Below are 25,484 nucleotides of genomic sequence, written 5' to 3'. Positions count from 1 at the left end.
CACCTGCAACATCACACACAACTGGAGAACGACCATGCAATCTATCTATCAAGGCGGTAAAAAGAGCGGCGCGATGCGCCGCGCCGCAATCGCGCTGGCCGTGAGCCTGAGCTTCGGCAGCTTCGCCTATGCGGCGTCCGTCCAGGCACCATCGCAGGCGCCGTCACCAGTGGCGGCGTCCAACGAGGCAACGGAACGCACCATCGGTTCGATAGAAACGGTGGCGACATTCTCCGGGCCGATGCCCACCGGCGTGACCGTCACGGAAACCGGGCGGATTTTCGTCAACTTCCCGCGCTGGGGCGACGACGTTCAGGCCACCGTTGCGGAAGTGCGCGACGGTAAAGTGGTCGCGTATCCGAATGCGGACATCAATCGTGCGGACGTTTCCCACGCAGCCGCGCATTTCCTGAGCGTTCAAAGCGTGGTTGCGGACGGGCGCGGACGTCTGTGGGTACTGGACACCGCTGCGCCCAATTTCTCGAATCCGGTTGCGGGAGGTGCCAAGCTCGTCGCTATCGACCTCGCTACCAATCGCGTGGTGAAGACGCTGGTCTTTCCGGCCAACGTCATGCGCGCGCAAACCTACGTGAACGACGTGCGGTTCGACTTCCGCGTGGGCAAAGCGGGCGTCGCGTATGTGACCGACTCGTCGTTGAGCGGCACCGGTGGATTGATCGTCATCGACCTCGACTCGGGCAAGGCATTGCGACGCCTGACCGGTGACGTTTCCACATCGGCCGATCCGGCCTTCGTGCCCGTGGTCGAAGGCGAGACCCTTAAAGTGCGAGATGCAAACGGCAAGAGCACGCCGTTCACCGTTGCATCGGATGGCATCGCGCTTTCGCCGGATGGCGAGACGCTCTACTACTGCCCGCTTTCAAGCCGGCATCTCTACTCGGTGCCGACCGCCATGCTGCGCGACCCGTCGATCAGCGAAGCCCAACTTTCAGCCGCTGTAAAAGACCTGGGAGAGAAAGGCGCTTCAGACGGACTCGAAAGCGACGCGAACGGCGCCGTCTACGCAGGCGACTACGAACACGACTCCATTCGCAAGCTCGAACCGGGCGGCGAATGGCAGACCATCGTGCATGACCCGCGCGTGCTGTGGCCGGACACACTGTCGGTCGGCACCGACGGATATCTGTACTTCACGGCGAATCAACTGCATCGTCAGCCTGTTTTCCACAGCGGCAAGGACGAGCGCAGGAAGCCCTACGCGCTCTTCCGTGTACGTATTGGCGCAGGCCCGGCCCCGACGTTCTGACACATCGCATCTCCCCAAAACTGAAGTCCATCGTCAATCTCGGCGATGTGACTTCAGGTTGGTCACCTTGCGCACTGGCCCTTGGCAGTGACCGCAATCGCGAGCACCAACACGCTTGCACTGCGAACAGACAAGAGTATATGATCCATATATGTTTCATATACGGATGGCAAAAATGGGCATCGTGAATATTGACGACGACTTGCATGATCAGATACGCAAAGCGAGCCAGGTGTCGTGTCGGTCGATCAACGCGCAAGCGGCGTTCTGGATCAAGATTGGCATGCTGTGCGAAATGAATCCCACGCACAGTTTTAGTGAAATCGTTGCGCGCGAACTGCGAGCAGCAGGCGTGGAGACGCGATCCGTCAGGGTGGCGTCCACGTGACCAAGCGGCCAGAAGAAATCGCGTTGCTCGCGGAGTCCGGCAAATTGCTCGCGGATGTGTTTGGTCATCTGGACCGGTTGGACATGATCGGCATGTCGACCATGCACATCAACGATCTGGTCGATAGCCTCATCGTCAACGAACTCAATGCCCGTCCGGCGAGCAAAGGCCAATATGGCTACGCCTACGTCTTGAATTCATCGCGCAACAACGTGGTTTGCCACGGCGTTCCGTCGCCCACGGAAATATTGGAAAGCGGCGATATCGTTAATTTCGACATCACATTGGAAAAGAACGGATACATCGCGGACTCCAGCAAAATGTATCTGCTAGGCGAGGTATCGCCCTTAGCTAAACGACTCGTGGAAGTCACGTATCAAGCGATGTGGAAAGGCATCAGGGCCGTTCGTCCTGGCGCGCGACTGGGCGATGTCGGGCATGCGATCGAGCGGCACGCACGGCAAAACGGTTATTCGGTCGTAAGGGAATATTGTGGACACGGCATCGGACGCGAAATGCACGAACCGCCTCAGGTGCTGCATTGGGGAAAGCCGCGAACAGGTCTGGTGCTGCAAGAGGGCATGGTCTTTACCATCGAGCCGATGATCAACCAGGGGCGACATGCCGTTCGGACTGAAGACGATGGCTGGACGGTCGTCACGAACGATGGAAAGCTGTCCGCACAATTTGAGCATACCGTCGCCGTCACCCGGAACGGTGTACGCGTCTTGACGTTGCGTCCGGACGAAAGAACGTTGAACTGAAACCCGCCGGGCTCAACACCGGCGACGGAAGCTGCGAGCTCGCGAACGCGCCATAGCGGCGAGCGCTCGCGACGCGGCAGTTTCGTATGGCGGCCCACAGACCGGGCACCTCCTTCCATGCACACTCAGTGCGTCGCTCCGCGCGGCTTGGCACTCACCTCATCTCGTGGATATGCAATGGAATGGAAAAGCCTGCTTACTGAATTCCCGGTCTGGGTGATTGGCCGCTTGACCCCGTCGCGGCATGACCCTCGTCGCAGTACGCCGCGTGAAATTCTTGTCCTTCGACCGAACGATTTTGGTGAATTGCTGACTGCGACGCCGATCTTCGAGGCGCTCAAAAAACGCTTCCCGGCCACCCGAATCGTTGCCGGCATCGGCAGTTGGGGGCGCCCGATTCTCGAGAACAATCCGTTCATCGATGAAATCGTCGAGATCGACGCACCATGGAACAACAAGATCGTCGAGAACCGCTCGCCCGGTGACGTCGTGCGTTTCCTGCTGAAATCGCCGCAAGTCGCCGCGCTGCGCAAGCGAGGCGGGTTTGACGTCGGAATCGACGTCCTCGGCAGTTACATGGGCGCGCTGCTGATGATGCGGCTTGGTGTGCGATATCGCATCGGCGTGCGCGGGTATCGCGGCGGCCACAGCGGGTGTCACGCTTACATTGACTTTGCGCGCCGCCAATCCGGTCGCGCCGCGCTCGCGCAAGCCGAGTTGCTCGGCGCAACGGAGCTTCCCGACGCTCGACCTCAGCTTTTCCTCACGGCAGCCGAACGGGCAAGCGCCGACAGGATCTGGACAAATGACTCCGCAGAAGTTGGCACGACATGGCGAGTGCTGGTTAGCGTCGGAGCGGGAGTTCCCACCAAGGCTTGGGATCCCCGACAGTTTGGGGCAGCGCTCTCGCAGATTGCGTCCGCATTGCAACAGTCCGGCGACCGCTGCGAGATTCTTATAGTTGGTAGCGAGGCCGACAAGGCGCGCGCCAACGAAGCGATCGTCGCCGCGGGACCCAACGTCCCGGTGCGTTCGGTCGCGGGCGAGGTGTCGATGCGAACGGTCTTTGCGCTCGCCGAAAATGCGAATGCCGTCCTGACGAACTCCTCGATGCTGATGCATGTGGCTGCCGCGTTCCACCGGCCGACGGTCGCAGTGCTCGGCGGCAGTATCACGAGGCCGGCGGTTCACGATGCAATCTGGGGATACCCGGAACACTATAAGAGCGTCGCACCGGATGTTTATATCGAAGGCCAACCGGAGAAAAACTGGCCAGGCGTCGAGCGGGTTGTGGACGCCGTGCTGAGTGCATTGCAAACGCAGCGTACTTGCGTGAGTACGGTGTAGGTTGGATGGGACCTTCGGCGGTCCTATCGCACGGTAGCGCTCAAGGAGCCGTAGGCGGCGTCTCATCGGCGAGCGTGCGGCGTCCTGCTTCGAGGATTTCGTCGGCGAAGGCGGGATCGGCATCTGCAATCGCGCGCGACAACACGAGCGCCCCGACCATCTGACTGAACGCCGCAATGGCGTCCTGGCGGGTTTCTTCCGGCGTCGCGCCTTCCTTGGATATCATGGCCGCAAACCGGTCGAGATACGCCGCCAGGCCGTGCGCGTAGGACACACGCGCGGCGGCGGTCATCCGGGGAGCGTCGCCAACGAATCCAGACAGCGGGCACCCCGCCTCGATGTTGTCGCGGTGCCGGGTCGACAGATAGCGCGCGGTTTGCTTGACCAGGCTACCGGCGTTCGGCGAATCCGCATAGTCTTGCATCGCCTTTTCCATCACCGCGGCGACCAGCGCGTCCTTCGACTTGAAGTGGTTGTAAAAGCCACCCTGCGTAAAACCGGCTTCTTTCATCAACTCCGCGAGCCCCACAGCGTCGACGCCGCGAATGCGGAACAGCCGCTCGGCGGCCGCGACAATCGCGCTCCGGTTTTCGGCGGCCTGTTGCCGAGACACACCCATCACTCCCTCCCTTATCCAGACAATCGCATCGATTAACAAACACAATGTCGATCACCATTGACATACCCGATCCACGTCGACACAATGCTTGAAAAGACGATGTCGATCGACATTGACATAAGTCTAGCGGACTTCCGGGCGTGATGGGAAGCGAAGCCGACGGCACGGTCCACAAGGCAACACATTCCGAAATACGCAAGGAAGTTTTTGATCAGTTGCCATGCGCCCGGTGAGCCGACGCGCCTGCGATTAACCGTATGAAGGATTTGTCATGAAAATCGAAGGTTCTGTTGTTTTCGTAACGGGAGCGAACCGCGGCCTTGGTCTTGAGTTTGCGAAACAGGCGCTCGAGAGAGGAGCGCGCAAGGTCTATGCGGGCGCGCGCGATCCGGCCAGTGTGACGCTGCCAGGCGTCGTGCCGGTGAAACTGGACGTGACCGATCCAGCGGCTGTCGCCGCTGCCGTCGAGGCGGCGGGTGACGTCACGCTGCTGATCAACAATGCGGGCATCGCACGGCTTGGCAGCCTGACCGACGACGGCGCGATCGACGCGTTGCGCGATCACCTCGAAACCAACGTGTTCGGCATGCTGGCGATGTCGCGGGCGTTTGCGGGCAACCTCGCCCGCAACGGCGGCGGCGCGCTTCTGAACGTGCTTTCGGTCGCGAGCTGGGTGAACCGGCCGATCCTCTCTGGTTACGGCGTGTCGAAGTCGGCGGCGTGGGCGCTGACCAACGGCCTGCGTCATTCGTTGCGCGAGCAGCATACGCAAGTCGTCGGGCTTCACGCCGGCTTCATCGATACGGGTCTGACGCGCGGGCTGGAAGTGCCGAAGGCGACGCCGGCCGACGTCGTGCGTCAGGCATACGACGCAATTGAGGCCGGCGCGGAGGAAGTATCCACCGACGAGTTCACGCGAGAGGTAAAAGCCGCACTGTCCTCGGGCGTCTATCTCAACGAGCCGGTTGCTCATTAACGGCATCGGAGCGCTCGTCCGTCGCATGCGAAAGCGTGCGACGGACAGCACGACGAACGTCCACGTCAAATGAACCTTCGTGGCAACAGCAACGGCAACGGCAGCAATTAGCGGCGCCGGCCCCGCTCACTCACGCGACCTTGAAATCTTCGCGAGTGACTGCTGTTTCCGGATGATATTGATCAGGCTAAGCAACGCCGGGTGGTTGTATCGACGACCACTGTAGTACATGTGGAGTGGATCCTCAGCGCACGCATGGTCTTCGAGCACAACTCTCAGGGTACGCCGCGCCAGCTCATCGGCGATTCGAGCCTCCAGCAGATACGCTATGCCCATTCCCGCCTTGCACGCGCTAATCGTGGTTGCGGTGTCGTTGATCGTGATCGACCCGGGCACCCGGATCGGGGTTGTTTTACCTGCGACGCTGACTTCCCAACGGTAGCTCGAATTGTCCCCGAGCAAAAGCTGAAGGCAGTTGTGATCGGCCAGTTCGCTGACGTGACGAGGAGTGCCGTGTTTCTTCAGGTATGCGGGCGACGCGGCCATCACCCATCGCTGCGGGCCGGTCAGCGGCACTGCAATCATGTCTTCGGGAACATGATGACCGTAGCGAATCCCGGCGTCGTATCCTTCTGCAACGATGTCGATCGGCCGGTTGTCGACCACGACCGTAAGCTGCACATCGGGGCAAAGGCGTGCGAATTCCGGCAATGCCGGTGCGACCAGCAAGTGGGCGGCATCCGCGAAAACATTCAGACGTAAAGAGCCGAGCCGCGCGGTACCCGGCGCTTCAAAACTCTCGAGAGCCGAACCGATCTGATTGAAGCCTTCTTCCAGCCGGGAAGCGAGATCGAGCCCCGCCTCCGTGGGCGAAACCGCCCTGCTCGTCCGGTTAAGCAGCTTTGCGCCGAGGCGGTCTTCCAGCCGCCGCATCGCGTGACTGACTGCCGACGGCGTCTGCCCGAGTTCGATTGCAGCCAGCCGGAAACTCCGGCACCTGACTATCGCAAGAAACAGCCTTAAGTCCGCAAAATCGATCCGGTCGTTCTTTGCCATGATGAATGCCGTTCATCGTTCCAGTGAATCCGTTTCATTCTACGGTATGTAATCATTTTCTTCGTCGCGAATCCCGGAGCGCTGCGGCGTATGCCCCGCTCATGTTTATCCATTCGGAGGAAATTCCATGCATGGACTTGAGCAAATACAGATCGGCGATCTGAAGGATACGAGAGTTCTCGTCACGGGCGGCTCGACTGGAATTGGAGCGGCTATTGTTCGCGCATTTGCCGCACAGGGCGCGCACGTGGTCGCGCATTTCAACGAGAGCGAAGCGGCTGCGCAAGCGCTGCGTGCGGAATCGCCGGAGCGCATTCATCTTGTCCAGGGCGACGTCAGCGAGACGGGCGAAGCATCGCGGGTCGTGAAGGAAGCGGCGCAACTGCTAGGCGGACTCGATGGGCTCATCAATAACGCCGGCGCCATGTTGGGTAGGCTGGCATCTATAAGCGCCTCGGCCAGCCACTTCGAACGCGTCGTCAATCTGAACGCAAGATCGGTTTGGGAAGCAACCTCGGCTGCCCATCCGTTTCTCAAGGAATCACGTGGTTACGTCATCAATACGTCGTCCGTTGCCGCGCGTACGGGCGGCGGCGCAGGAGCGGTGCTTTACGCCGCGTCAAAAAGCTTTGTCAGCAGTTTGACCCGTGGCCACGCAAAGGAATTTGTAAACGACGGAATCCGTGTGAACGCAGTAGCACCCGGACTCATACAGACGCCGTTCCACGACAAATACACGCCGCCGGAAATCTGGGCGTCGCAGACTGCCACGGTGCCGATGGGCAGAGAAGGCCTGCCGGAGGAGTGCGTCGGCGCGTTCCTGTTCCTCGCGTCTCCCGCCATGTCGGGATACATCACGGGGCAGATCATCGAGGTCAACGGCGGACAACTCATGCCATGAACGGAGAATCAAGATGAAAGAACGGAAGTTCGGACACGCAGAAAAGAGCGTCTCTGAAATCGGGTTTGGCGCGTGGGCCATTGGAGGTTCATGGGGCGACGTCGCCGAGAGCGATGCAAAGGCGGCTCTGCATGCGGCGCTCGATAGCGGTACAACCTTCATTGACACGGCCGACGTTTACGGCGACGGCCGCTCGGAGCGGATCATCGCGGACGTGCTCAAGGAACGTTCGGGACCGCGACCCTTCGTTGCGACCAAGGCAGGGCGGCGACTGGACCCGCACGTGGCGCAAGGCTACACCGCAGCGAATCTGAATGCTTTTGTCGACCGGTCCTTGAAGAACCTGGAGATGGAGCGGCTCGATCTTGTACAGCTTCATTGTCCACCGACCGAGGTCTATTACCGGCCGGAGGTTTTCGATGCGATGGACCGCATGGTCGCAGCGGGAAAGATCAGCAGCTACGGTGTGTCGGTCGAGAAAGTCGAAGAAGGTCTGAAAGCGATCGAATATCCGGGTGTGAAGTCGGTACAGATCATCTACAACATTTTCAGGCAAAGGCCGGCCCGCTTTATTCAGGAAGCTCGTGACCGGGGAGTCGCCGTTATCGTCCGGGTGCCTCTTGCGTCGGGCCTGCTCACCGGAAAAATGACGCGCGAGACGACGTTTGCGGCCAATGACCATCGCCTTTTCAATCGTAACGGCGAGGCCTTCGACAAGGGCGAAACCTTTGCCGGCGTTCCTTATGACGTCGCTCTGGAAGCCGTCGACGAAATCCGCTCACTCGTCCCGCAAAACGCCACGATGGCGCAGTTCGCGCTTCGCTGGATTCTCATGAACGATGGAGTGACGACCGTCATCCCAGGGGCAAAGAACGCAGCGCAAGCCAAAGCAAACGCTGAGGCGAGCGAACTGCCGCCCCTGACAGATTCGGCCATGGAGGTCCTACGCGCGCTATATCTGCAAAAGATCGCGCCGTTTGTCCATCAGCAGTGGTAAAGCCTCGTTAAGAAGCCGTCGAACATTGCTTTCCGGTTACCGGCCGGAAGCACCGGCAACCAGCGAAAACTAGCGACAACCAGTGACAACCCGGGCGGCCCGCATCGCGAGGAACGCATTCATTGCCCGCCCGGCGGTTGCACATGACACCGCCAACGCGGCTCAATGTCCGAAGTAGATCCGCCCGGCACCGTCCACCGATGCCGGCGCGCCTGCCTGCGACGAGCCGTTCATCGACACGCCCCCTACCGACGTCTTATACGTAGCAGTCTGTGCGGCGGACACCTTCGCCTCGGCGGTCTGAATGTCCGCGGGATACTGCGCGTCCGATGCGACCGGACGATATCCGGCCATTTCAAACTGCACGAGATCGGCACGCACTTCCGCACGCGTCACCGGCTGATCGACGGTTTGCGCGAAAGAAAGCGCGGGCGCGGCCAGTGCGCAGGAAACGAGAACAACGTTGAGCAGTGCTTTCATGATCATTCACCTGTCTGTGAGTTGCGGCCACATTCACGATGAGCGCGGCCCGGATTCCCTCCGTTGCGATTCGTGAAGGGTTGAACGGATTGTGGGCAATGAGCACTGACCCAATGCTGACCAGCGCATTACAAGCTTGTCATCTTCGAGCGCGCTCAGCGCCCCTTGCTTTCTGCCGTCGCCCGCTCGTCTTTGCACCCCACGCAGATAACAGACTTGTAATGACGCCGTCACTTACAAGTCAGTGACGGATCGGCACACTGCGACGTCATCAGCCCGCCGCATTGCATCGCTTGGACGCACCGCGGCACGGGCCATCTCTCTAGCCCATCGTCCAAGGAAATGTCATGTGGATAGTCCGACTGGCCCTGCGGCGGCCCTACACCTTTATCGTGCTGGCCGTGCTGCTGTTCATACTCGGCCCGCTTGCGATCATGCGCACGCCGACCGACATCTTTCCGAACATCGACATTCCCGTGGTCAGCATTGTCTGGTCGTACAACGGCTTTTCCGCCGAAGACATGGCGCACCGGATCACGTCGAACTACGAGCGTGCGCTCACGACGGACGTCGACGACATCGAGCACATCGAGTCGCAGTCGTTAAACGGCGTCTCGGTCGTGAAGATCTTCTTTCACCCCGGCGCCGACATCAACCGCGCGATCGCCGAAGCCGCATCGAACTCCGCGTCGATCTTGCGAGTCCTGCCGCCGGGCACCTTGCCGCCGAACATCATCACGTACAACGCATCGACGGTGCCCGTCCTGCAACTCGGCCTGTCGAGCGACACGTTGCCCGAACAGACGCTCTACGATCTCGGTAACAGTTTTATCCGCACGCAGTTGGCCACCGTGCAGGGCGCGGCGGTGCCGCTGCCGTTCGGCGGCAAGATCCGCCAGATCATGGTCGAGCTCGATCCCAAGGCGCTGCAGGCGAAAGGACTCGCACCGATCGACGTCGTCAACGCGGTCAATGCGCAAAACCTGATTCTGCCGGGCGGCACCGCGAAAATCGGCTCGCGTGAATACAACGTCGAGATGAACGGCAGCACGAAGAGCGTCGCTGCGCTCAACGACCTGCCGATCAAGACGGTGCAAGGCGGCGTGGTGTACGTTCGCGACGTCGCGCATGTGATCGACGGTTATGCGCCGCAGACCAACATCGTGCGCAGCGACGGCAAGCGCGCTGCACTGCTGCAAGTCGAAAAGACCGGCAGCGCGTCTACGCTGACGATCATCCAGCAGGTCAAAGACATGCTGCCGAAGATCGCGGCCGGTTTGCCGAAAGCGCTGCACATCACCCCGTTATCGGATCAGTCCGTGTTCGTGAAGTCGGCCATTTCGGGCGTGGTGCGCGAAGCGCTGATCGCCGCATGCCTGACGGCCGCGATGATCCTGCTGTTTCTCGGCAGCTGGCGCGCAACGCTGATCATTGCGGTGACGATTCCGCTCGCCGTGCTGACGTCGCTGATTGCACTTGCAGCGCTCGGGCAGACCATCAACATCATGACGCTTGGCGGCCTTGCGCTCGCCGTCGGTATTCTGGTCGACGACGCGACGGTGGCGATTGAAAACATCACGCACCATCTGGAAAAGGGCGAGCCGTTGCATGATGCGATCCTGAACGGCTCGGGCGAGATCGCAGTGCCGACGTTCGTCTCGACGATGTCGATCTGCATTGTGTTCGTACCGATGTTCCTGCTGTCCGGCGTCGCGCGTTATCTGTTCGTTCCGCTTGCGGAAGCGGTCGTGTTCGCCATGTGCGCGTCTTACTTTTTCTCGCGCACACTGATCCCGACGCTTGCAATGTATCTGATGCGCGCGCCGTCCAAAGAAGGCCACAATGCGCAGGGACGCTTTGCTGCAGTGGCGCGTTTCCAGGCGCGGTTCGAACGGCACTTCGAGGCGTTGCGCAGCGGCTATCGTGCGATGCTGGGACGCGCGATCTCGGGACGCCGCCGTTTCGTGCCGGTCTATGTCGCGCTGTGTCTCGCGTCGCTGATCCTCGTCCCGTTCGCCGGCCGCGACTTCTTTCCGTCCGTCGATACCGGTCAGATCCGGCTGCATCTGCGCGCACCGACGGGCACCCGCATCGAGCAAACAGCGCGCATCACCGATCAGGTCGAAGCGAAGATTCGCAGCGTGATCCCGAAGTCGGAGCAGGCGGCCGTGCTCGATAACATCGGTGTGCCGGTCAGCGGCATCAACCTGACTTACGACTCGTCCGATCCGGTCGGCCCCGAAGACGCCGATATCCTGGTGACGCTGCAGCCCAAGCACAAACCCACCGCGCAATACGTCGCGCAACTGCGCAACGTGCTCGCCGCATCGTTTCCGGGTGTGACGTTCGCGTTCCTGCCCGCCGACATCGTCAGCCAGATCCTTAACTTCGGCCTGCCCGCTCCTATCGACGTGCAGATCGTGGGCAATCAGCTCGATAAGAACCGCGTGGTGGCCGACCGGCTGCTTGCGCAGTTGCGCGGTGTACGCGGTCTCGTCGACGCACGCATCCAGCAGCCCGGCGACGCGCCGACCATCGACGTGAACGTCGACCGGACGAAGGCTATCCAGGCGGGCCTCACGCAGCGTGACGTCGCGCAGAACATGTTGATCGCGCTCTCGGGCAGCTCGCAGACTACGCCGAACTTCTGGCTCGATCCGAAGAACGGCGTCAGCTATCCCCTGCTGGCCGAGGTGCCGCAGTACGACATCGACTCGCTGCAAACGCTCTCGAACATTCCGTTGACCACGAATCAGGCCACGGTCGCGCCACAGAACCAGCTCGGCACACTCGGCACGTTGGATCGCAGCTCGCAACAGGCGGTCGTCTCGCACTACAACGTGCAGCCGGTGCTCGACATATTCGCGGCGACGCAGGGACGCGATCTGGGCGGCGTCGCCGCCGACGTATCCAGAATCGTCGACGCGGCGCGCGCGCAGTTGCCGCCCGGTTCGTCGATCGTGATGCGCGGCCAGGTGCAGTCGATGAACGAGTCGTTCGCCGGTCTCGGCGCCGGGCTCGTGTTCGCAATCGCGCTCGTCTATCTGCTGATGGTCGTGAACTTCCAGTCGTGGCTGGACCCGCTGATCATCATCAGCGGCTTGCCGGCATCGCTCGCGGGCATCGCATGGATGCTGTTCGCGACGCATACCACGCTGAGCGTGCCGGCTCTTACCGGAACGATTCTGTGCATCGGCATTGCAACGGCAAACAGCATTCTCGTGATCAACACGGCGCGCGAGTCGTTGCAGGCCGGCATGGAGCCGCTCGCCGCCGCGCTCGATGCGGGCTTCAACCGCTTCAGGCCCGTGCTGATGACCGCGCTCGCCATGCTGATCGGCATGCTGCCGATGGCCCTCGGCCTCGGCGAAGGCGGCGAACAGAACGCCCCGCTCGGCCGCGCGGTGATTGGCGGCCTGGCATTCGGCACGCTCTCGACGCTGATGTTCGTACCCGTCGTGTTCGGGGCGGTACATGCGTGGCTCGCGCGGCGTCGCGCGGCTCGCGCTGCCGCCGTGCCGATGAATACTCAAGCTCGATAAGGAAAAGCCATGACTCAGTCCAACCTTCCGCAGGACCGCGATGGCACGGCATCGACGGAGCTTGCCGTACCCGCTCGCAACGACACCGGCGCGCAACCCGGGAAGCGCCGCGCGCTCCTGCTGCCCGCCGCCCTGCTGACGATTGCAGCGGCCCTGCTAGCCATCGGAATCGTGCCGCGTCTGCATGCGAGCACCGAACTCTCGCAACAGGTCGCCGCGCAAAGCGAAACGATCGTCGATGCTGTGCGGCCGAAACCGGCGCCGGCTTCGCAGGAACTGCTGTTGCCTGGTTCGGTGATGCCGTATGCCGACGCGTCGATCTATGCGCGCACGAGCGGCTATGTTCGGCATTGGTACGCGGACATCGGCACGAAAGTCCGAGCCGGACAAACGCTCGCCGACATCGAAACGCCGGAGCTGGACGCCCAGTTGCAACAGGCACGCGCCGACGTGGCCACCGCAAAGGCGAACTACGCGTTCGCGGACAGCACCGCGCGGCGCTGGCAGACGATGTTGCAAACGCAATCGGTGTCGCAGCAGGATGCCGATTCAAAGACGAGCGACAGCGCCGCGAAACTCGCCGCGCTCGCGTCGGCGCAGGCGAACGTCGCGCGCTTGAGCGAGCTCGTGTCTTACGAGAAAGTGACCGCGCCGTTCGACGGCGTCGTCACCGTGCGCAACGTCGATGTCGGAGCGCTCGTCACCTCAGGAGGATCGCCGGGTCTTGCGAGTGCGCCGGGAGAGCTTTTCCACGTCGAGCAGACCGACCGCTTGCGCGTCTACGTGAATGTGCCGCAGGACGACGCCGGCAGCGTCACCGCAGGCACACAGGTCTATCTGACCACCCAGCAGTATCCGGGCCGTTCCTTTGCGGCGACCGTCGCGCGCAGCGCCGACGCAATCGATTCTGTCAGCCGGACACTGCGCGTTGAGATCGACGTCGACAATCGCGACGGCGCGTTGTTGCCCGGCGCGTATGCACAGGTTCATCTGGCGTTGCGCACGCAGCACCCCGCGCTCGAACTTCCGGTGAGCGCATTGCTGTTCAGACCCGATGGCGTCACGGTTGCGGTGATCGGACAGGATGGTCGCGCGCATCCTCGCAAGGTGACGATCGGCCGGGACTTCGGCACCTACGTTGAAATCGCGACCGGCGTCACGTCGACAGATCAGGTCATCGACAATCCGGGCGATGCCCTCGCGGACGGCCAGCCGGTGCGCGTCGCCGCGGCCGCGGCACGGCACGGTTAAGCGATCCAGGAGACGGCTCATGCTCACTCTTCTTCATCCATTCGCCCGTCGCAGCGCGGCTATCGTCACCGCCTGCGCGTTGACTGCGTGTTCGACGCTGCCCACGTATCATCAACCGGAAGCGGCCGTTCCCACTCAATACGCAGGCGCCGCGGCACCCGGCTGGAGCGTCGCTGCGCCAGCCGATGCCGAGCCGCCCGGCCCGTGGTGGACGCTCTTTCACGACGCCGAACTGGACCAGCTCGAAGCGCGCGTCGACGTGTCGAATCAGACCGTGGCGAAAGCGGTAGCGCAGTTGCAGGCCGCCCGCGCGATGCTCGACTACCAGCGTGCCGGCTACGCACCCACGGTAACGGCGGGCGCGGCGCAGTCGCGCACGAGGTTGTCGCAGAACGTGCTCGGGCATTCGCTTGCGGGACAGACGGTGCCCGACTATTCGGTGGGCGCCACCGCGAGTTGGGAGCCCGACCTGTTCGGCCGGGTGAAGGACGCGACCGTCTATGCGCGCGACAACGCGCAGGCAAGCGAGGCGGACCTTCAGTCCGTGCGCCTGTCGGTCGCCAGCGATCTCGCGACCGACTACTTCGATCTGCGTTCGCTCGATCGTCAGAAGAAGCTGCTCGACGACAGCGTTACCGCATATGCCGCGGCCTTGAGCATCGTGCAACAGCAGTTAAAGGACGGTGCGATCGACGCATCGGCCGTTGCGCAGGCGCAGACGCAACTGGAGAGCACCCGCAGCCAGGACACGGACATCGACGTACAGCGTGCGCAGCTTCAACACGCCATTGCGACGCTGATCGGCATGCCGGCGTCGTCGTTCGCACTGGCCAGTGAAGTGAAAAGCGTGGGATTGCCGCAGATTCCAACGGGCGTGCCGTCGCAACTGCTCGAACGCAGACCCGATATCGCAGCCGCCGAGCGGCGCGTCGCGGCGGCCAACGCTCAGATCGGCGAGGCGCGCGCCGCGTACTATCCCAACCTGACGATGTCGGCCACGGCCGGACTCGAAAGCACGTTCTTCGCGCCGTGGCTCACGGCGCCCAGCCTCTTCTGGTCGCTCGGCGCGCAACTGGCCGGCACGCTGTTCGACGGCGGCCGCCGCGATGCCTCGTTGAAGGGCGCGAACGCGCAGTACAACAGCGCAGTAGCGGATTACAGGCAGACTGTGCTGACCGCGTTCCAGCAAGTGGAAGACAACCTGTCCACGCTGACGACACTGGCTAGCGAAGCGGACAGCCAGCAACGCGCGACATCGGCCGCTGAGCTGTCGTTGAAGCTCACGACGAACCGATATCAGGCAGGAGCCGTGAGCTACCTGGATGTCGTGACCGCACAAACCATTGCGTTGACGAATGAACGCACGCAGGAACTGATCGATGCACGGCGTGTTGATGCCAGCGTGCAGTTGCTAAAAGCGCTGGGCGGCGGCTGGAGTCGCAACTCGCTCGATGAAAGCGGGAACACGGCGGCGACCGCGCCACCGAACTCGCCATCTACGCGGCCGCAAACGTGAGAATGAAGCGTGTACCGGCCGCGTCGCTTTCGGCATGCGCGCTGCCGCCATGCAGTTCCATGATGGTGCGCACAATGGCAAGACCCAGGCCCGCAGATCCGGACGCATTCGGCTCGCTTTTGCGCGACGGGTCCACGCGATAGAAGCGGTCGAACACCCGCTCGAGCAAGGCCGGATCGATCGGCTTGCCCTCGTTCGCCACGGTCACACGCAGCGTATGCGGAGCCTCGGCTGGGGTCTGTGCATCCAGTGTGATCAGGGCCCCGCGCGGCGTATAACGGAGCGCATTCGCAAGCAGATTATTGACGGCGCGCCGGAACAGTTCCACGTCGGCGCGCAACTGGCCGCCGCCTGTTACGCGAATCTGCACGCCGGCTTCATCGGCGACGCCCTCGAAGTATTCGGCGATGCGCGACAGCTCTTGCTGCGCATCGACCTGCGTCAACGTCTTGACGAACTGCGGGTGTTCGGCGCGGGCTAGAAACAGCACGCTTTCGATCATGCGCGACAACCGTTCGCACTCTTCGAGATTCGATGCGAGCACGGACTGATATTCATCGGCCGAACGTGGGCGTGCCAGCGCGACTTCAGTCGATCCGCGCAGATTGCCAAGCGGCGTACGCATATCGTGGGCGAGGTCCGCCGTGTATTGCGACATCCGTTCAAAGCCGCCGTGCAGGCGATCCAGCATCGCATTCAGCGACGCGATGAGCGCCGCCAGTTCGTTCGGCGCACCATCGGCTTCGATGCGGGTGTGCAATTTGTCGACGGTGACGGTGGCCGCGCTGCGCGCCATCTCGCGCAATGGCCGCAACGACTCGCGCACCAGCAACCAGCTCATCAGAAACGCGAGCAGCATACCCGCGAGACCCGCGACATACAGCCGATCGCGATACCGGTCGAGCAGGCGCCAGCGGTCCGCCATATTGCGCGCGATGATGATCGTGACCGGCGTGCCGTCGCGCAACATCACATCCGCAGCAAGTCCGCGCACCGGCACGCCCTGCGAGGTGCGCCACTCTGCGATGTCCGCTTCGGTGATGCGTTGCGAGGCGCCGATTCGTTTCATGAGCGCAGGCGACGGCGTCGTAGTGTCGGCAATGGCCGCCGTGTTGTGTTCGAACAGCAGCTTGCGCTGCGGATCGCGCACTTCCATCGACAGCGCCAGGTTGCCCAGCACCTGGCTAGTCAGACGGTCGCCGTGGCTGCGCAGTTCGTCGAGCGTATTGAGCTCCTGCGCGAGACGCCGCGTGTGCCGCGCGATCAGCACGATATCGAGATCGTCCTGCTGCTTGACCTGGCGGTCCAGCGCGAAGTACAGCACGCTGCCGACCAGCGCGAACACGAGCAGCGTCGTGCCCGCGAATGCGAGTGCAAGCGTAGCGGTCAGCGAGCGTGCTGCCATCAGTCCGGCTCTTTCGCTTCAATTACGTATCCAACGCCGCGCACGGTCTGGATCAGCTTGACGGGAAAAGCGTCGTCGATCTTCGCTCGCAAGCGGCGAATCGCCACCTCGACCACGTTCGTATCGCTGTCGAAGTTCATGTCCCACACGTATGAAGCGATCTGCGTGCGGCTCAGCACCTCGCCCTGACGGCGCAGAAGCAGTTGCAACAGCGAGAACTCGCGGGGCGTCAGATCGATACGCGTTGCGCCGCGTTTCACGCGCCGCCGGTTGATGTCCATTTCCAGGTCGCCGACCGCCAGCAGTTCGCTCTCTCGCGGCGGACCGCGCCGCGCCAAAGTACGCACCCGAGCCAGCAGTTCGACAAACGCAAATGGTTTGACGAGGTAATCGTCGCCGCCCAGTTCGAGACCGCGCACGCGGTCGTTCACGTCGTCGCGCGCGGTAAGGAACAGCACCGGCGTGGTATGAGTCGCGCGCAGTACCTTCAGCACGGCCCAACCGTCCATTGTCGGCAGCATCACGTCGAGGACGATCACGTCGTAGTCCTGCTCCTGTGCGAGCAGCAGGCCGTCGGCGCCGTCGTTGGCGAGGTCGACGGAATAGCCCGATTCTTCCAGGCCCTTTTTCAGGTACGCGCCTGTTTTCGGCTCGTCTTCGATCACCAGGATACGCATCACCAGCTCCGGCGTCAGTGGATCAATCCCGGCATTTTAAGGGACTGGACGAATGTTACCGAAATGTTCCAAATGTTCCGTCACGCCGCGGTGTTCGAAGGGCGTCGCCTCGTTCTTTGCGTCAGTTTTTACCGGGATGTGCCCGCTACGGGCGACGGCTTCTCACTCGGAGGCGACGGCATTCGCGCCGAGCAAATGCGTATGTCCGGTGTAAGACGGCAGTCCAGACAACACGCCTTTGAAGTCGCTCAACACATCGCCTACTTCGAGTCCCTTGTCGCTTAGCCGGAATTGCCGGATCGAGCGTTCGTGCATGTTGGTCCGGCTTTTGACCGCCGACACCGCAGTCAACACCGAGCCTTCTGCTTCGAAGAACCGGAACAGCAGCAATGCATCGCTCAGGTAGCTCACGTCGATATTGCTCTGGATCTCGCCGATGATCCCGTGCTGACCGAGGACGAGCAGAGACATGACGCCCTGCTGGTTCAGATAGGTCAGCAGCTCGTGCATCTGCAGCATCAGGTATTTTTCGCCAGGCATCGCCTGCAGATATGCATTGAGGCTGTCGATAGCCACCACGCGCGCACCGTGCGTCTCGACCGCCGCCTGGACGCGGTGAGTAAATTCCCCTGGCGACAGCTCCGCTGGATCTATCGGTTCGATCGACAGGAGACCGCTCTCCAGATGAGGCGAAAGATTCATGCCGAGCGCTGCTGCGCGACGCAGTAGCGTGCCGAGCGTTTCGTCGAAGAGATAGTAGACGGCGTGCTCGCCCCGTTCGAGTGCCGTCTGCAGGCACCGGAGCACGGTAGTGGTTTTGCCCGCGCCCGACGGCCCCACCAGCAGAGTATTCGTTCCGCGCGCAAGGCCGCCGCCCAGCAGCGCGTCGAGTTCCGGCACGCCGGTCGAAAGATTCTCGTGATCGAACTGTACGTGTCGATCCCCGGCCACCAGCGTCGGGAAAACCTGAATGCCGCCGCTTTTCAACGTGAAGTCGTGAAAACCTCCCTGAAAGGCCACGCCGCGCATCTTGACGACGCGCAGACGCCGGCGCTGCGTGCCGTACTCGTGCGTGACCTGATTCAGGTTGATGACCCCATGTGCCAGACTGTGCAACTGCACGTCGCCGGCGTCGGAAGTCTCGTCGTCGAGCAGCAGCACTGTGCAGTTCCGGTTGCCGAAAAACCGCTTGAGCGCGAGCAACTGCCGCCGATACCGCAGCGGACTCTGCGACAGAAGCCGTAGCTCGGACAGGCTGTCGAACACCACACGTGTCGGACGAGCCTGCTCGACCTCTCGCATCACATTACGCACCGTTTCGCCGAGTTCGAGCTCGGCCGGATTCAGCACCGTCTGTTCGTATTCAGGCGTGAGCCCTTCGTCGCTCAACAACTCCACGATTGCCAGATCGTCGAGCGACCATCCGTGAGTCGCCGCAACGGAACGCAACTCGGACGCGGTCTCGGACAGCGTGACGTAGAGACCGGTATCCCCCAGGCGTCGACCTTCGAGCAGGAACTGCAGTGCAAGAGTCGTCTTGCCCGCGCCGGGCGGCCCTTCGACCAGGTAGACCCGGCTTGCCGTAAGACCGCCGGCCAGGATCTCGTCGAGGCCGGCAACGCCGGTTGATACGTGGCGGTCCATGTGACTGCCACGGAGGTCAGAACTTTGATTTTCCATGAGAGGTAAAAAGACGCCGGCTGTGCCGGCATCGGAGTCAGGAAGAACGTCGGGAAGCGCGTGCCGCAGGACGCGCGCTTGCAACGCCGCCAGCCGGCAGGCCGTGTTCGCGCGCCCAGATGATCGCCTCGCTGCGGCTGTGCAGACCGAGCTTCGCGTATAGCGTGCTCACGCGGCTGCGGACGGTGTTCGGAGCCACGCCGAGTCTCGTGGCAATTTCCTTGTCGGCCAGGCCCTCGCAGATCAGCGCGAGAACGTCGCGCTCGCGCGGTGTCAGGTCCGAAATCGCCGCATCGATGTTGCCGGGTGCCGTCCCGCTGCGGATATGACGAAGCTTGTCCAGAATCGACCGGCTGAACCACGACGCGTCCTGCATGACCGCTTCGATCGCGAGAAGGAGTTCGAGCTCGGTGCGTTTGCGCTCGGTGATGTCCTGAAACACCATCAGCACGCAGTCGTCGCCATGAATGGGGACCGACTCGGCGGAGATCAGGCAGTCGACCGCAAGCCCGGCCCGCGTGCGCACCTTGAACTCGACGTTGCGCAGGTTGCCCGACGTGGCGAGCATCTGCTCTATCTTCGCGTGCGCATCCTCTGCGTCCCAGAAGGTCGATTCTTCGAGCGTGTGACCGACAAGCTCTTCGGCCGCGAAACCCGTGGCGTCGAGAAACGCCTGGTTCGCCTCGAGCAGCCGGAGCGAATCACGTGCGTAGACGATGGTCGGAATGGGAGCCATCCTGAACGCATTCGCAAACTGCTCCTCACTGCGACGCAGCGCTTGTTCGGCCTTTCTGCGCGGCTCGAGATCCATGAACGTGAAGAGCATGCACGGCTCGTCGGCGAGATCGATCGGCTGTCCGGCGACGATAACCAGCTTGGACTCCGAGTCCGCGAGGCGCAGCAACGCTTCCATTTGCGGAATCGTCTGCCCTGCTGTCAGACGCTCGACGGCCAGCTCCTTCTGCGAAGCATTTTCCAGAACATCCAGTTCATAGACTGAACGCCCGATTACCTGCTCGCGTGTATAGCCCGTCATCTCGACAAAGCCGCGGTTGACCTTGATGAAACGCAGATCGCTGAGCCTGCAGATAACGGCGGGCGCCGGGTTTGCGCCGAATGTCTTTTCGAAGCGCTCCTCCGCGCTTGCCCACTCGGTTGCATCGTGCAGGATGAGCACGAGACAATCCGGCTCGCCGTCGGTGTCGGTAATCACCAGACTTCGCACGCGGTGAACCCAGCGCGGCTCTGCTTGCCCAGCGGGTGCGACCTCCACCAGTACGTCGCTAAAAGATTCACCGGCGACCACTCGATCGATCGGGTAGCTGCCCGGTTCGATGCGGTGATTGTTCCGGTAGCGAAGCTGGAATCTTTGGCGGTACTCGGACACATTCCGGCCGAGTTCCTCGATGCTGCTGGCGCCATGCATGTCGAGGGCGGCCTGATTGGCCCAACGAATGCTCTGGTCGGGTTCTATGAGAATGACCCCTTCGCTCAGGCCTGCGATGATCTGCTGGAGCTGACGGCGGTCAGTTTTCGGGCGTTGCACGGAAGCGTCCATCGCGGCTGGCTGTTCGGTTCGGGCGCCGCGTCGCGGCAAGGTTCAAGGACGAAAGCGCCCGCGGCGGCGCACCGGCGAACTCGCCGGTTGCAACCGCCTGTCGGGTCGCGCACACGCCATGGAAATCGTCCCGAACGGCATATGCGGCAGCAACATGCAGAACGTGCGGACAGGGTCTTCCGGACGCGTTCGCTATCGCGAGATTATCAGGGATGTATTTACCGACCGGTAGCCGCAAATGCACCCAAAGCGTGGGGGCAATTGCATGTTGACAGCAAATGATTCTGCCCTCTTAGCGTCCAAAGTTCCGGTTCGAATGTCGGTCGGGAACTTTCCGAGCGCCGCTCTTCCTTACCTTATGAAAGACAATGGTTTTGTTTGGTGCAAGACGGGAGACAAAAATGAATCACTCACGAGGAAGGACGACTCAGACAAGTGAAGCACAAGGCTCGGTAAAGGAAGCGATCGGCAAGGTAATCGGCGACACTCATGCGGAAGCGGAGGGTGCAGCCGAGAAAAAGGCCGCGAGAGAACGACGCACACAAAGATCCACGCGTGAGGAAGAGCGGCGCGCGCACGCAGGACCTCGATCACGCTCGTAGCGTTGCGCCGCCGCTCGGTATGCTTCAGCCGACGTCATTGGGGACCTATATTCGGAGCAGTTCCCGAATGGCCCTGAAGAGACTCATCGGCTCGACGGGCTTCGGCATATGCAGGTCGAAGCCGGCCTGCAATGCACGAGCCCTGTCTTCCGGACGCCCGAACGCTGTCACCGCGATCGCGGGCGTTTGATTGGCCTGCTGCCGCAGTGAGCGGATAAGCGAATAGCCGTCTTCGTCCGGCATGCCGATGTCTGAAAGAATGACGTCGAATTGCTCCGCATCGATCTGCCGACGCGCCTCGGGCGCCGATTCGGCACCCCGCACTCCGGCTCCAGCGGACTCCAGCACGGCGAGCATCGCATCGCGGACGTCCGCTTCGTCTTCGACCAGAAGCACTCTGATGCCGGCGAGCGCTTCGTCGCGGGACGATGTCACTATGTCGGTCAGCGGCGGTCCAGCCGGTGGTTCTCTATCTTCGGCTAGCAAAGGAATGTGAACGACGAACGTGCTCCCACGCCCGTCGCCTTCACTATGGGCCGTGATCGATCCGCCATGCAGCGTCACGATGCTCTTCGCGATTGCGAGACCAATACCGAGCCCGCCGAAGCGGCGTGTCGTCGCCTGTGAAGCTTGTGCAAATGGCTCGAATACGTGGTTGATGAAAGAAGCAGGAATTCCCGCTCCATTGTCCTCAACCCGTATCTCCGCCCAGTTGCCGGCGCGACTGGCAACGATATCGATCTTCCCTTTAGCGCTCGAGTATTTCAGCGCATTGCTGAGGACATTGGAAAACACCTGACGCAGCCTGAGCGGGTCGCCCTCCACGAGCAATGTGTCTGCCAGCCGCGGGACGATCTCGACTCCTTTAGCGCGCGCAGCCAACTTAACGTCACTGATTTCGGCGACGAGCAGCGGCACGAGATCGACCTCGCTCGAATTGATGAACAGCTTGCCGGCGGCGATCCGGCTCAGATCCAGCAGGTCGTCGACAAGCCGCGTTTGCAGTTCGACGTTGCGATCTATCGCCTCGATGCCGCGCGCGATGAGTTCGGGATCGGTGTTTTCGTGTTGCAGAAGATAGAGCCACGACTGCATCGCATTCAGTGGCGTTCGCAGCTCGTGAGACACGGTAGCAAGAAAGGCATCTTTGAGCTGATTGGCGTGTTGCGCCTCTAACCGCAACAGCCGCTCGTTTGTCAGCAGCCGGTCGCGCTCCATTTCAAGCGCCTTGTGAGAAGAGACGTCGATGGTGATACCGTCGAACCGCAGCGGCCGACCCGCTTCGTCTACATGTGTTCGTCCCTTGGCACGAATCCACCGGATATCGCCCGATGGCGAAGCAGTTCGGTATTCGATGTCGTAGGGGACACCTTCGTTGACCGCCTTCTCGACAGCGTCCCGGGTTTTTTGCCTGTCGTCCGGGTGAATCCTTGCGTAGAACAGGTCAAAGCCGACCTCGGCGTTTGCAGGCAACCAGAAGTGTTCCTTGCACTTGACGTTCCAGATGATCCGGTCCAGCGGAATCGGACAATGGAACGTGCCGATTTCGGCTGCCTGGATCGACAGGTCGAGACGCTCGCGTTCTTCCGTGAGACTTTGCGCGTTGATTAGCGTTTCTTCGACATCGGTAATCATCCCCACCCATTCGTAGATCGCGCCGCTCTCGTCATGCGAGCCCGCCGCGCGAATCTGACAGCGTCTGTAGGTCGAAGATGCGGCGTGCCACAGCCGGACGTCCGCGCGATACGGCCCGTCTGTTTCGAGAGACGTGTTCAGCGCTGTCTGCGCTACGAGCCGATCGTCCGGATGGATCATTTCGGCCCACCCATAACCTTGGTGCTTCTCCCAAGGCTGCCCCGTATAGCTTTCCCACGAAGGTTGCGGCACCACGAACCTGCCCATGGCATCGCACACGTAGGCCGCCGAGCTGGCCACCTTCACCAGCGCGTGATATCGGGCCTCCAACAGCAATCGACGCAATTCCGAATCGTCACGAGCGTCATCGTTCCCGGACGCGGCAGTGTCCTCTAACTTTCTGCCTGCCGATGAAACCTCGCCCGCAGCGTCTTTGGACTTCACCAGCACCACCATCGCTGGAGCCATGTCGATGGCATCGTCCACGGCAAGAGGATTGAATTCGATCCGCCACGTGATGCCCGACTCAGAACCAGCAGCATCCTGCGCGACGTCCGCATCGATCGCAGCGTCGGCAATGACGACGCTCTGCGTTCGACCTTCTTCAAATGCTCGGCCCGCGGCCGCCAGAAGTTTTGCTCGCGACGCCTCCCTCGACAGAACCGGCAGCTTCTCGATGACGAGAGAAACAAGGCTCGTGGACACCGACGGTGACGGGCGATAGTCGAACAGGTCGCTGAAACGGACGTTAGCTTCAATTACGGTCAAGTCACGAGCGAGCACTGCACACGCAGCGGGATTCGCCTCTAATAGCGCGACAGCCAATGCTCTAGTGTTAGCAAACATACACAGTTCCACCGCAATCGAAATCTTCTAAAGTTGCCTGCTCAACGGTCTCCACGGCCTGCGCAGCGCGTTCGCGGGTGCCGTTGGCGCTGGCATGATTAAACGTATCCGCCACCGGTCGAGCTGACCAGGCGCGGCGCTTCGTCATGTGTCATTGCGCACACACAATTGCGGTTAGCACCATCGGAATCACCGAATGAGTGACGGCATGGCTGCCCGCCGCAGCCAGTTCACGCTGCACCGACTCGGACGAGCCGAACACGACCACGCCATAGAGCGGCGCGGACGCTGGCTTGCCGGTGCCGGCCTCGAAAAGCGGATCGCCGGGCTGATATCCAAAAATCGCCTTCACCCGGAAACCGAACGCGGTCAGATGTGCACCGCGGGTTGGGCGGAACGCGTTGACTGAATCCGGCTGAACGCGGTTGGCTGGCGTCTCAATCGATTGCTGATCGACCAGTTCCTCGACGAAGTCATGGGGCGTGCCCTCGCATGCCATTTCCTGATCCAGTGCATGACTGAATGCCGGTGTCGACAAAAAGAGGGCGGGCGTCAGCAGCCATAGAAAGAGTCGCATTGGGTACTTTTTCAAAGTCATCGTTACCCCGGTGGTAGTCCTTGTCTTGCATCAACGATAACTGCATGCAACCGGCCTGGCTGCAAATGCGCCAGCATTATTTGTACCGACTCGCTATCGTCCGTCGCGATCGAGCAAACATTCGCGTGCAGCAGCGGTCCGCCCGGCGCGCAGCGGTGCTCCTTGACGATGCAACGAATCGTCTGATGACACTGGTTTCGGCGCTAAACCGACTTACAGCGATCTCCAGGTGACGCACTGTTGGGCAGCAAGCAACACCGCGCCGTCTACAGCCCCTTCGCTCACTCATTATTGATCGACCTCGAATGCAGTTGTCCATCTGCCACTCTTTATCTCAAGGCGGGCAACGACAAAAATGCGGTCAGTCATGCCGGACCGCCCGGTGCCACGACATGCGCCTCGTCAACGAGGCATCTACAGGAGAAGCACTGTGCCGTTTGCAAATTACAAGTTCCCGGAAGGCATTCTGGATCACGCGCGCAAGGAAGAGATCATCCATCGCACTACGGCGATGTTCGTCGAATACTTCGGTGAAGGTGTCCGCCCGTATTCCATGGTCCTTGTCGAGGAAGTTGCCGATGGAGGATGGGGCCGCGCCGACGAAACCCTGACGCTCGAAAAAATGGGACTCGCTCCGAAGTCGAAATAACTGTCGTTCGGGGAACGCGCAGGGTTCACCGGACTACTCGTTCCGGTCCGTGCGCGGTCCGGCACGCTGCTCTCACCGGTCTTTTCAATTCATGCGGAGCCTGGCTATGGATCTCGACACGCAGGAACTCGACACCCGCAACGCAGATGCGACGGCTCCGAAGCTGATCATCCCGCAACTCGGCCGGCTCTATCGGCTCTTTGATCCTGTGTCATACGCCGTATTGCGACTTGGTTTCGGCATTGTCCTTCTCACGCACGGACTCCCGAAGGTGCTCGGCCACTCACATGGATCAATGGACAATCCATTGGCGAGTTCCATGCGGCTGATCGATTCCAGACTTCACCTTCCGGCAGCGGAAATGCTTGCCTATTTCGTGACCTTCCTGGAGTCGGGCGGCGCGTTGTGTATCGCCCTGGGATTCATGACGCGCATTTTTGCCGCAATGATCACGTTCGAGATGATCGGGATCTGCTTCGTCCTCGCGCCAGCATGGGTCTGGCTGGACAAGGGCATGGAATATCCCGTCCTGATGGGCCTGCTTGCGCTGCATATTGCGTTCAAGGGCGCCGGCCGCTATTCGATCGACAAGGCCATCGGCAGAGAAATTTAACGCACGCAGCTTGGTGCGGCGTTGACCATCGATCGCCGCGAGCCGCTTGTTCACGCCTATATCGCGGTCGCTTTATGCGATGTGTCGGTCCGCACTGCCTCCTCGCCAATCAACCTG

At 61.5% G+C, this 25,484-nt stretch carries 21 protein-coding genes; 12 read left to right on the top strand and 9 right to left on the bottom strand.

Annotated elements, in window-relative coordinates; translation table 11 throughout:
• The first annotated feature begins 34 nt into the window (after positions 1 to 34).
• From ACTJLB_RS16780 to ACTJLB_RS16765, 4 genes are all read left to right on the top strand, one after another.
• Positions 35 to 1,267, top strand: a complete 1,233-nt coding sequence (locus tag ACTJLB_RS16780) for an L-dopachrome tautomerase-related protein (RefSeq protein ID WP_440783907.1) — start codon at positions 35 to 37, stop codon at positions 1,265 to 1,267.
• Positions 1,268 to 1,442: 175 nt separating this feature from the next.
• Positions 1,443 to 1,655, top strand: coding sequence for a ParD-like family protein (locus tag ACTJLB_RS16775; RefSeq protein ID WP_020066756.1), 213 nt, complete (start codon positions 1,443 to 1,445; stop codon positions 1,653 to 1,655).
• Positions 1,652 to 2,419, top strand: a complete 768-nt coding sequence (map, locus tag ACTJLB_RS16770; protein ID WP_087751978.1) for a type I methionyl aminopeptidase — start codon at positions 1,652 to 1,654, stop codon at positions 2,417 to 2,419. The genes ACTJLB_RS16775 and map overlap by 4 nt, the downstream gene beginning before the upstream one ends.
• 177 nt (positions 2,420 to 2,596) lie before the next feature.
• On the top strand, positions 2,597 to 3,766 hold the full coding sequence (locus ACTJLB_RS16765; protein WP_440783906.1) for a glycosyltransferase family 9 protein: 1,170 nt from the start codon (positions 2,597 to 2,599) through the stop codon (positions 3,764 to 3,766).
• Between the two features lie 40 nt (positions 3,767 to 3,806).
• Here ACTJLB_RS16765 and ACTJLB_RS16760 read toward each other — a convergent pair whose 3' ends face one another.
• Entirely contained in the window at positions 3,807 to 4,385 is a 579-nt protein-coding gene (locus tag ACTJLB_RS16760; RefSeq protein WP_288826467.1) for a TetR/AcrR family transcriptional regulator, read from the bottom strand.
• Between the two features lie 271 nt (positions 4,386 to 4,656).
• On the opposite strand from ACTJLB_RS16760, the gene ACTJLB_RS16755 reads away from it, so the two are divergent.
• Positions 4,657 to 5,361 carry an SDR family oxidoreductase gene (locus ACTJLB_RS16755; protein ID WP_440783905.1) on the top strand — a complete coding sequence of 235 codons (705 nt, stop codon included), beginning with the start codon at positions 4,657 to 4,659 and terminating at the stop codon, positions 5,359 to 5,361.
• A 126-nt stretch (positions 5,362 to 5,487) separates the two neighbouring features.
• Here the strand turns inward: ACTJLB_RS16755 and ACTJLB_RS16750 are convergent, their stop codons facing one another.
• Entirely contained in the window at positions 5,488 to 6,417 is a 930-nt protein-coding gene (locus tag ACTJLB_RS16750) for a LysR family transcriptional regulator (protein WP_440783904.1), read from the bottom strand.
• A 127-nt stretch (positions 6,418 to 6,544) separates the two neighbouring features.
• On the opposite strand from ACTJLB_RS16750, the gene ACTJLB_RS16745 reads away from it, so the two are divergent.
• Together ACTJLB_RS16745 and ACTJLB_RS16740 are read left to right on the top strand one after the other, a co-directional pair.
• On the top strand, positions 6,545 to 7,318 hold the full coding sequence (locus tag ACTJLB_RS16745; RefSeq protein ID WP_440783903.1) for an SDR family NAD(P)-dependent oxidoreductase: 774 nt from the start codon (positions 6,545 to 6,547) through the stop codon (positions 7,316 to 7,318).
• A gap of 13 nt (positions 7,319 to 7,331) precedes the next feature.
• Positions 7,332 to 8,315, top strand: coding sequence for an aldo/keto reductase (locus tag ACTJLB_RS16740; protein ID WP_310351720.1), 984 nt, complete (start codon positions 7,332 to 7,334; stop codon positions 8,313 to 8,315).
• Positions 8,316 to 8,477: 162 nt separating this feature from the next.
• Here the strand turns inward: ACTJLB_RS16740 and ACTJLB_RS16735 are convergent, their stop codons facing one another.
• Positions 8,478 to 8,795, bottom strand: coding sequence for a DUF4148 domain-containing protein (locus ACTJLB_RS16735; protein ID WP_088174345.1), 318 nt, complete (start codon positions 8,793 to 8,795; stop codon positions 8,478 to 8,480).
• 347 nt (positions 8,796 to 9,142) lie between these two features.
• Between ACTJLB_RS16735 and ACTJLB_RS16730 the strand changes: the two genes are divergently transcribed.
• Genes ACTJLB_RS16730 through ACTJLB_RS16720 form a run of 3 tightly spaced genes read left to right on the top strand, consistent with a single transcriptional unit; the run spans position 9,143 to position 15,104 of the window.
• The gene (locus tag ACTJLB_RS16730) at positions 9,143 to 12,337 is read left to right on the top strand and encodes an efflux RND transporter permease subunit (RefSeq protein ID WP_440783902.1); all 3,195 of its coding nucleotides are present in this window, start codon (positions 9,143 to 9,145) and stop codon (positions 12,335 to 12,337) included.
• 9 nt (positions 12,338 to 12,346) lie between these two features.
• Positions 12,347 to 13,588 (top strand): efflux RND transporter periplasmic adaptor subunit, encoded by a 1,242-nt coding sequence (locus ACTJLB_RS16725; RefSeq protein WP_440783901.1) that lies wholly within the window; start codon positions 12,347 to 12,349, stop codon positions 13,586 to 13,588.
• A gap of 19 nt (positions 13,589 to 13,607) precedes the next feature.
• A complete protein-coding gene (locus ACTJLB_RS16720; protein ID WP_440783900.1) occupies positions 13,608 to 15,104 on the top strand; it encodes an efflux transporter outer membrane subunit in 1,497 nt (498 codons plus the stop codon).
• Here the strand turns inward: ACTJLB_RS16720 and ACTJLB_RS16715 are convergent.
• From ACTJLB_RS16715 to ACTJLB_RS16690, 6 genes are all read right to left on the bottom strand, one after another.
• Positions 15,085 to 16,509: a heavy metal sensor histidine kinase gene (locus tag ACTJLB_RS16715; protein WP_440783899.1), complete on the bottom strand. Its 1,425-nt coding sequence runs from the start codon at positions 16,507 to 16,509 to the stop codon at positions 15,085 to 15,087. The genes ACTJLB_RS16720 and ACTJLB_RS16715 overlap by 20 nt on opposite strands.
• Positions 16,509 to 17,186 (bottom strand): heavy metal response regulator transcription factor, encoded by a 678-nt coding sequence (locus ACTJLB_RS16710; protein WP_027778691.1) that lies wholly within the window; start codon positions 17,184 to 17,186, stop codon positions 16,509 to 16,511. The genes ACTJLB_RS16715 and ACTJLB_RS16710 overlap by 1 nt, the downstream gene beginning before the upstream one ends.
• A gap of 162 nt (positions 17,187 to 17,348) precedes the next feature.
• A complete protein-coding gene (locus ACTJLB_RS16705) occupies positions 17,349 to 18,830 on the bottom strand; it encodes an ATPase domain-containing protein (RefSeq protein WP_440783898.1) in 1,482 nt (493 codons plus the stop codon).
• 73 nt (positions 18,831 to 18,903) lie between these two features.
• Complete coding sequence (locus ACTJLB_RS16700; protein ID WP_440783897.1) at positions 18,904 to 20,424, bottom strand: helix-turn-helix transcriptional regulator; 1,521 nt, start codon at positions 20,422 to 20,424, stop codon at positions 18,904 to 18,906.
• A 647-nt stretch (positions 20,425 to 21,071) separates the two neighbouring features.
• Entirely contained in the window at positions 21,072 to 23,507 is a 2,436-nt protein-coding gene (locus ACTJLB_RS16695; protein ID WP_440783896.1) for a hybrid sensor histidine kinase/response regulator, read from the bottom strand.
• A 151-nt stretch (positions 23,508 to 23,658) separates the two neighbouring features.
• Positions 23,659 to 24,105, bottom strand: coding sequence for a hypothetical protein (locus tag ACTJLB_RS16690; RefSeq protein WP_144028142.1), 447 nt, complete (start codon positions 24,103 to 24,105; stop codon positions 23,659 to 23,661).
• Positions 24,106 to 24,535: 430 nt separating this feature from the next.
• On the opposite strand from ACTJLB_RS16690, the gene ACTJLB_RS16685 reads away from it, so the two are divergent.
• Together ACTJLB_RS16685 and ACTJLB_RS16680 are read left to right on the top strand one after the other, a co-directional pair.
• The gene (locus ACTJLB_RS16685) at positions 24,536 to 24,754 is read left to right on the top strand and encodes a tautomerase family protein (RefSeq protein WP_020066774.1); all 219 of its coding nucleotides are present in this window, start codon (positions 24,536 to 24,538) and stop codon (positions 24,752 to 24,754) included.
• Between the two features lie 106 nt (positions 24,755 to 24,860).
• Complete coding sequence (locus tag ACTJLB_RS16680; RefSeq protein WP_087751991.1) at positions 24,861 to 25,367, top strand: DoxX family protein; 507 nt, start codon at positions 24,861 to 24,863, stop codon at positions 25,365 to 25,367.
• Positions 25,368 to 25,484 lie beyond the last annotated feature (117 nt).

It is taken from the genome of Paraburkholderia sp. 22098 (assembly GCF_052045935.1).
GTDB classification, from domain to species: Bacteria; Pseudomonadota; Gammaproteobacteria; order Burkholderiales; family Burkholderiaceae; genus Paraburkholderia; species Paraburkholderia caledonica.
This window is presented reverse-complemented; position numbering and strand designations above follow the sequence as displayed.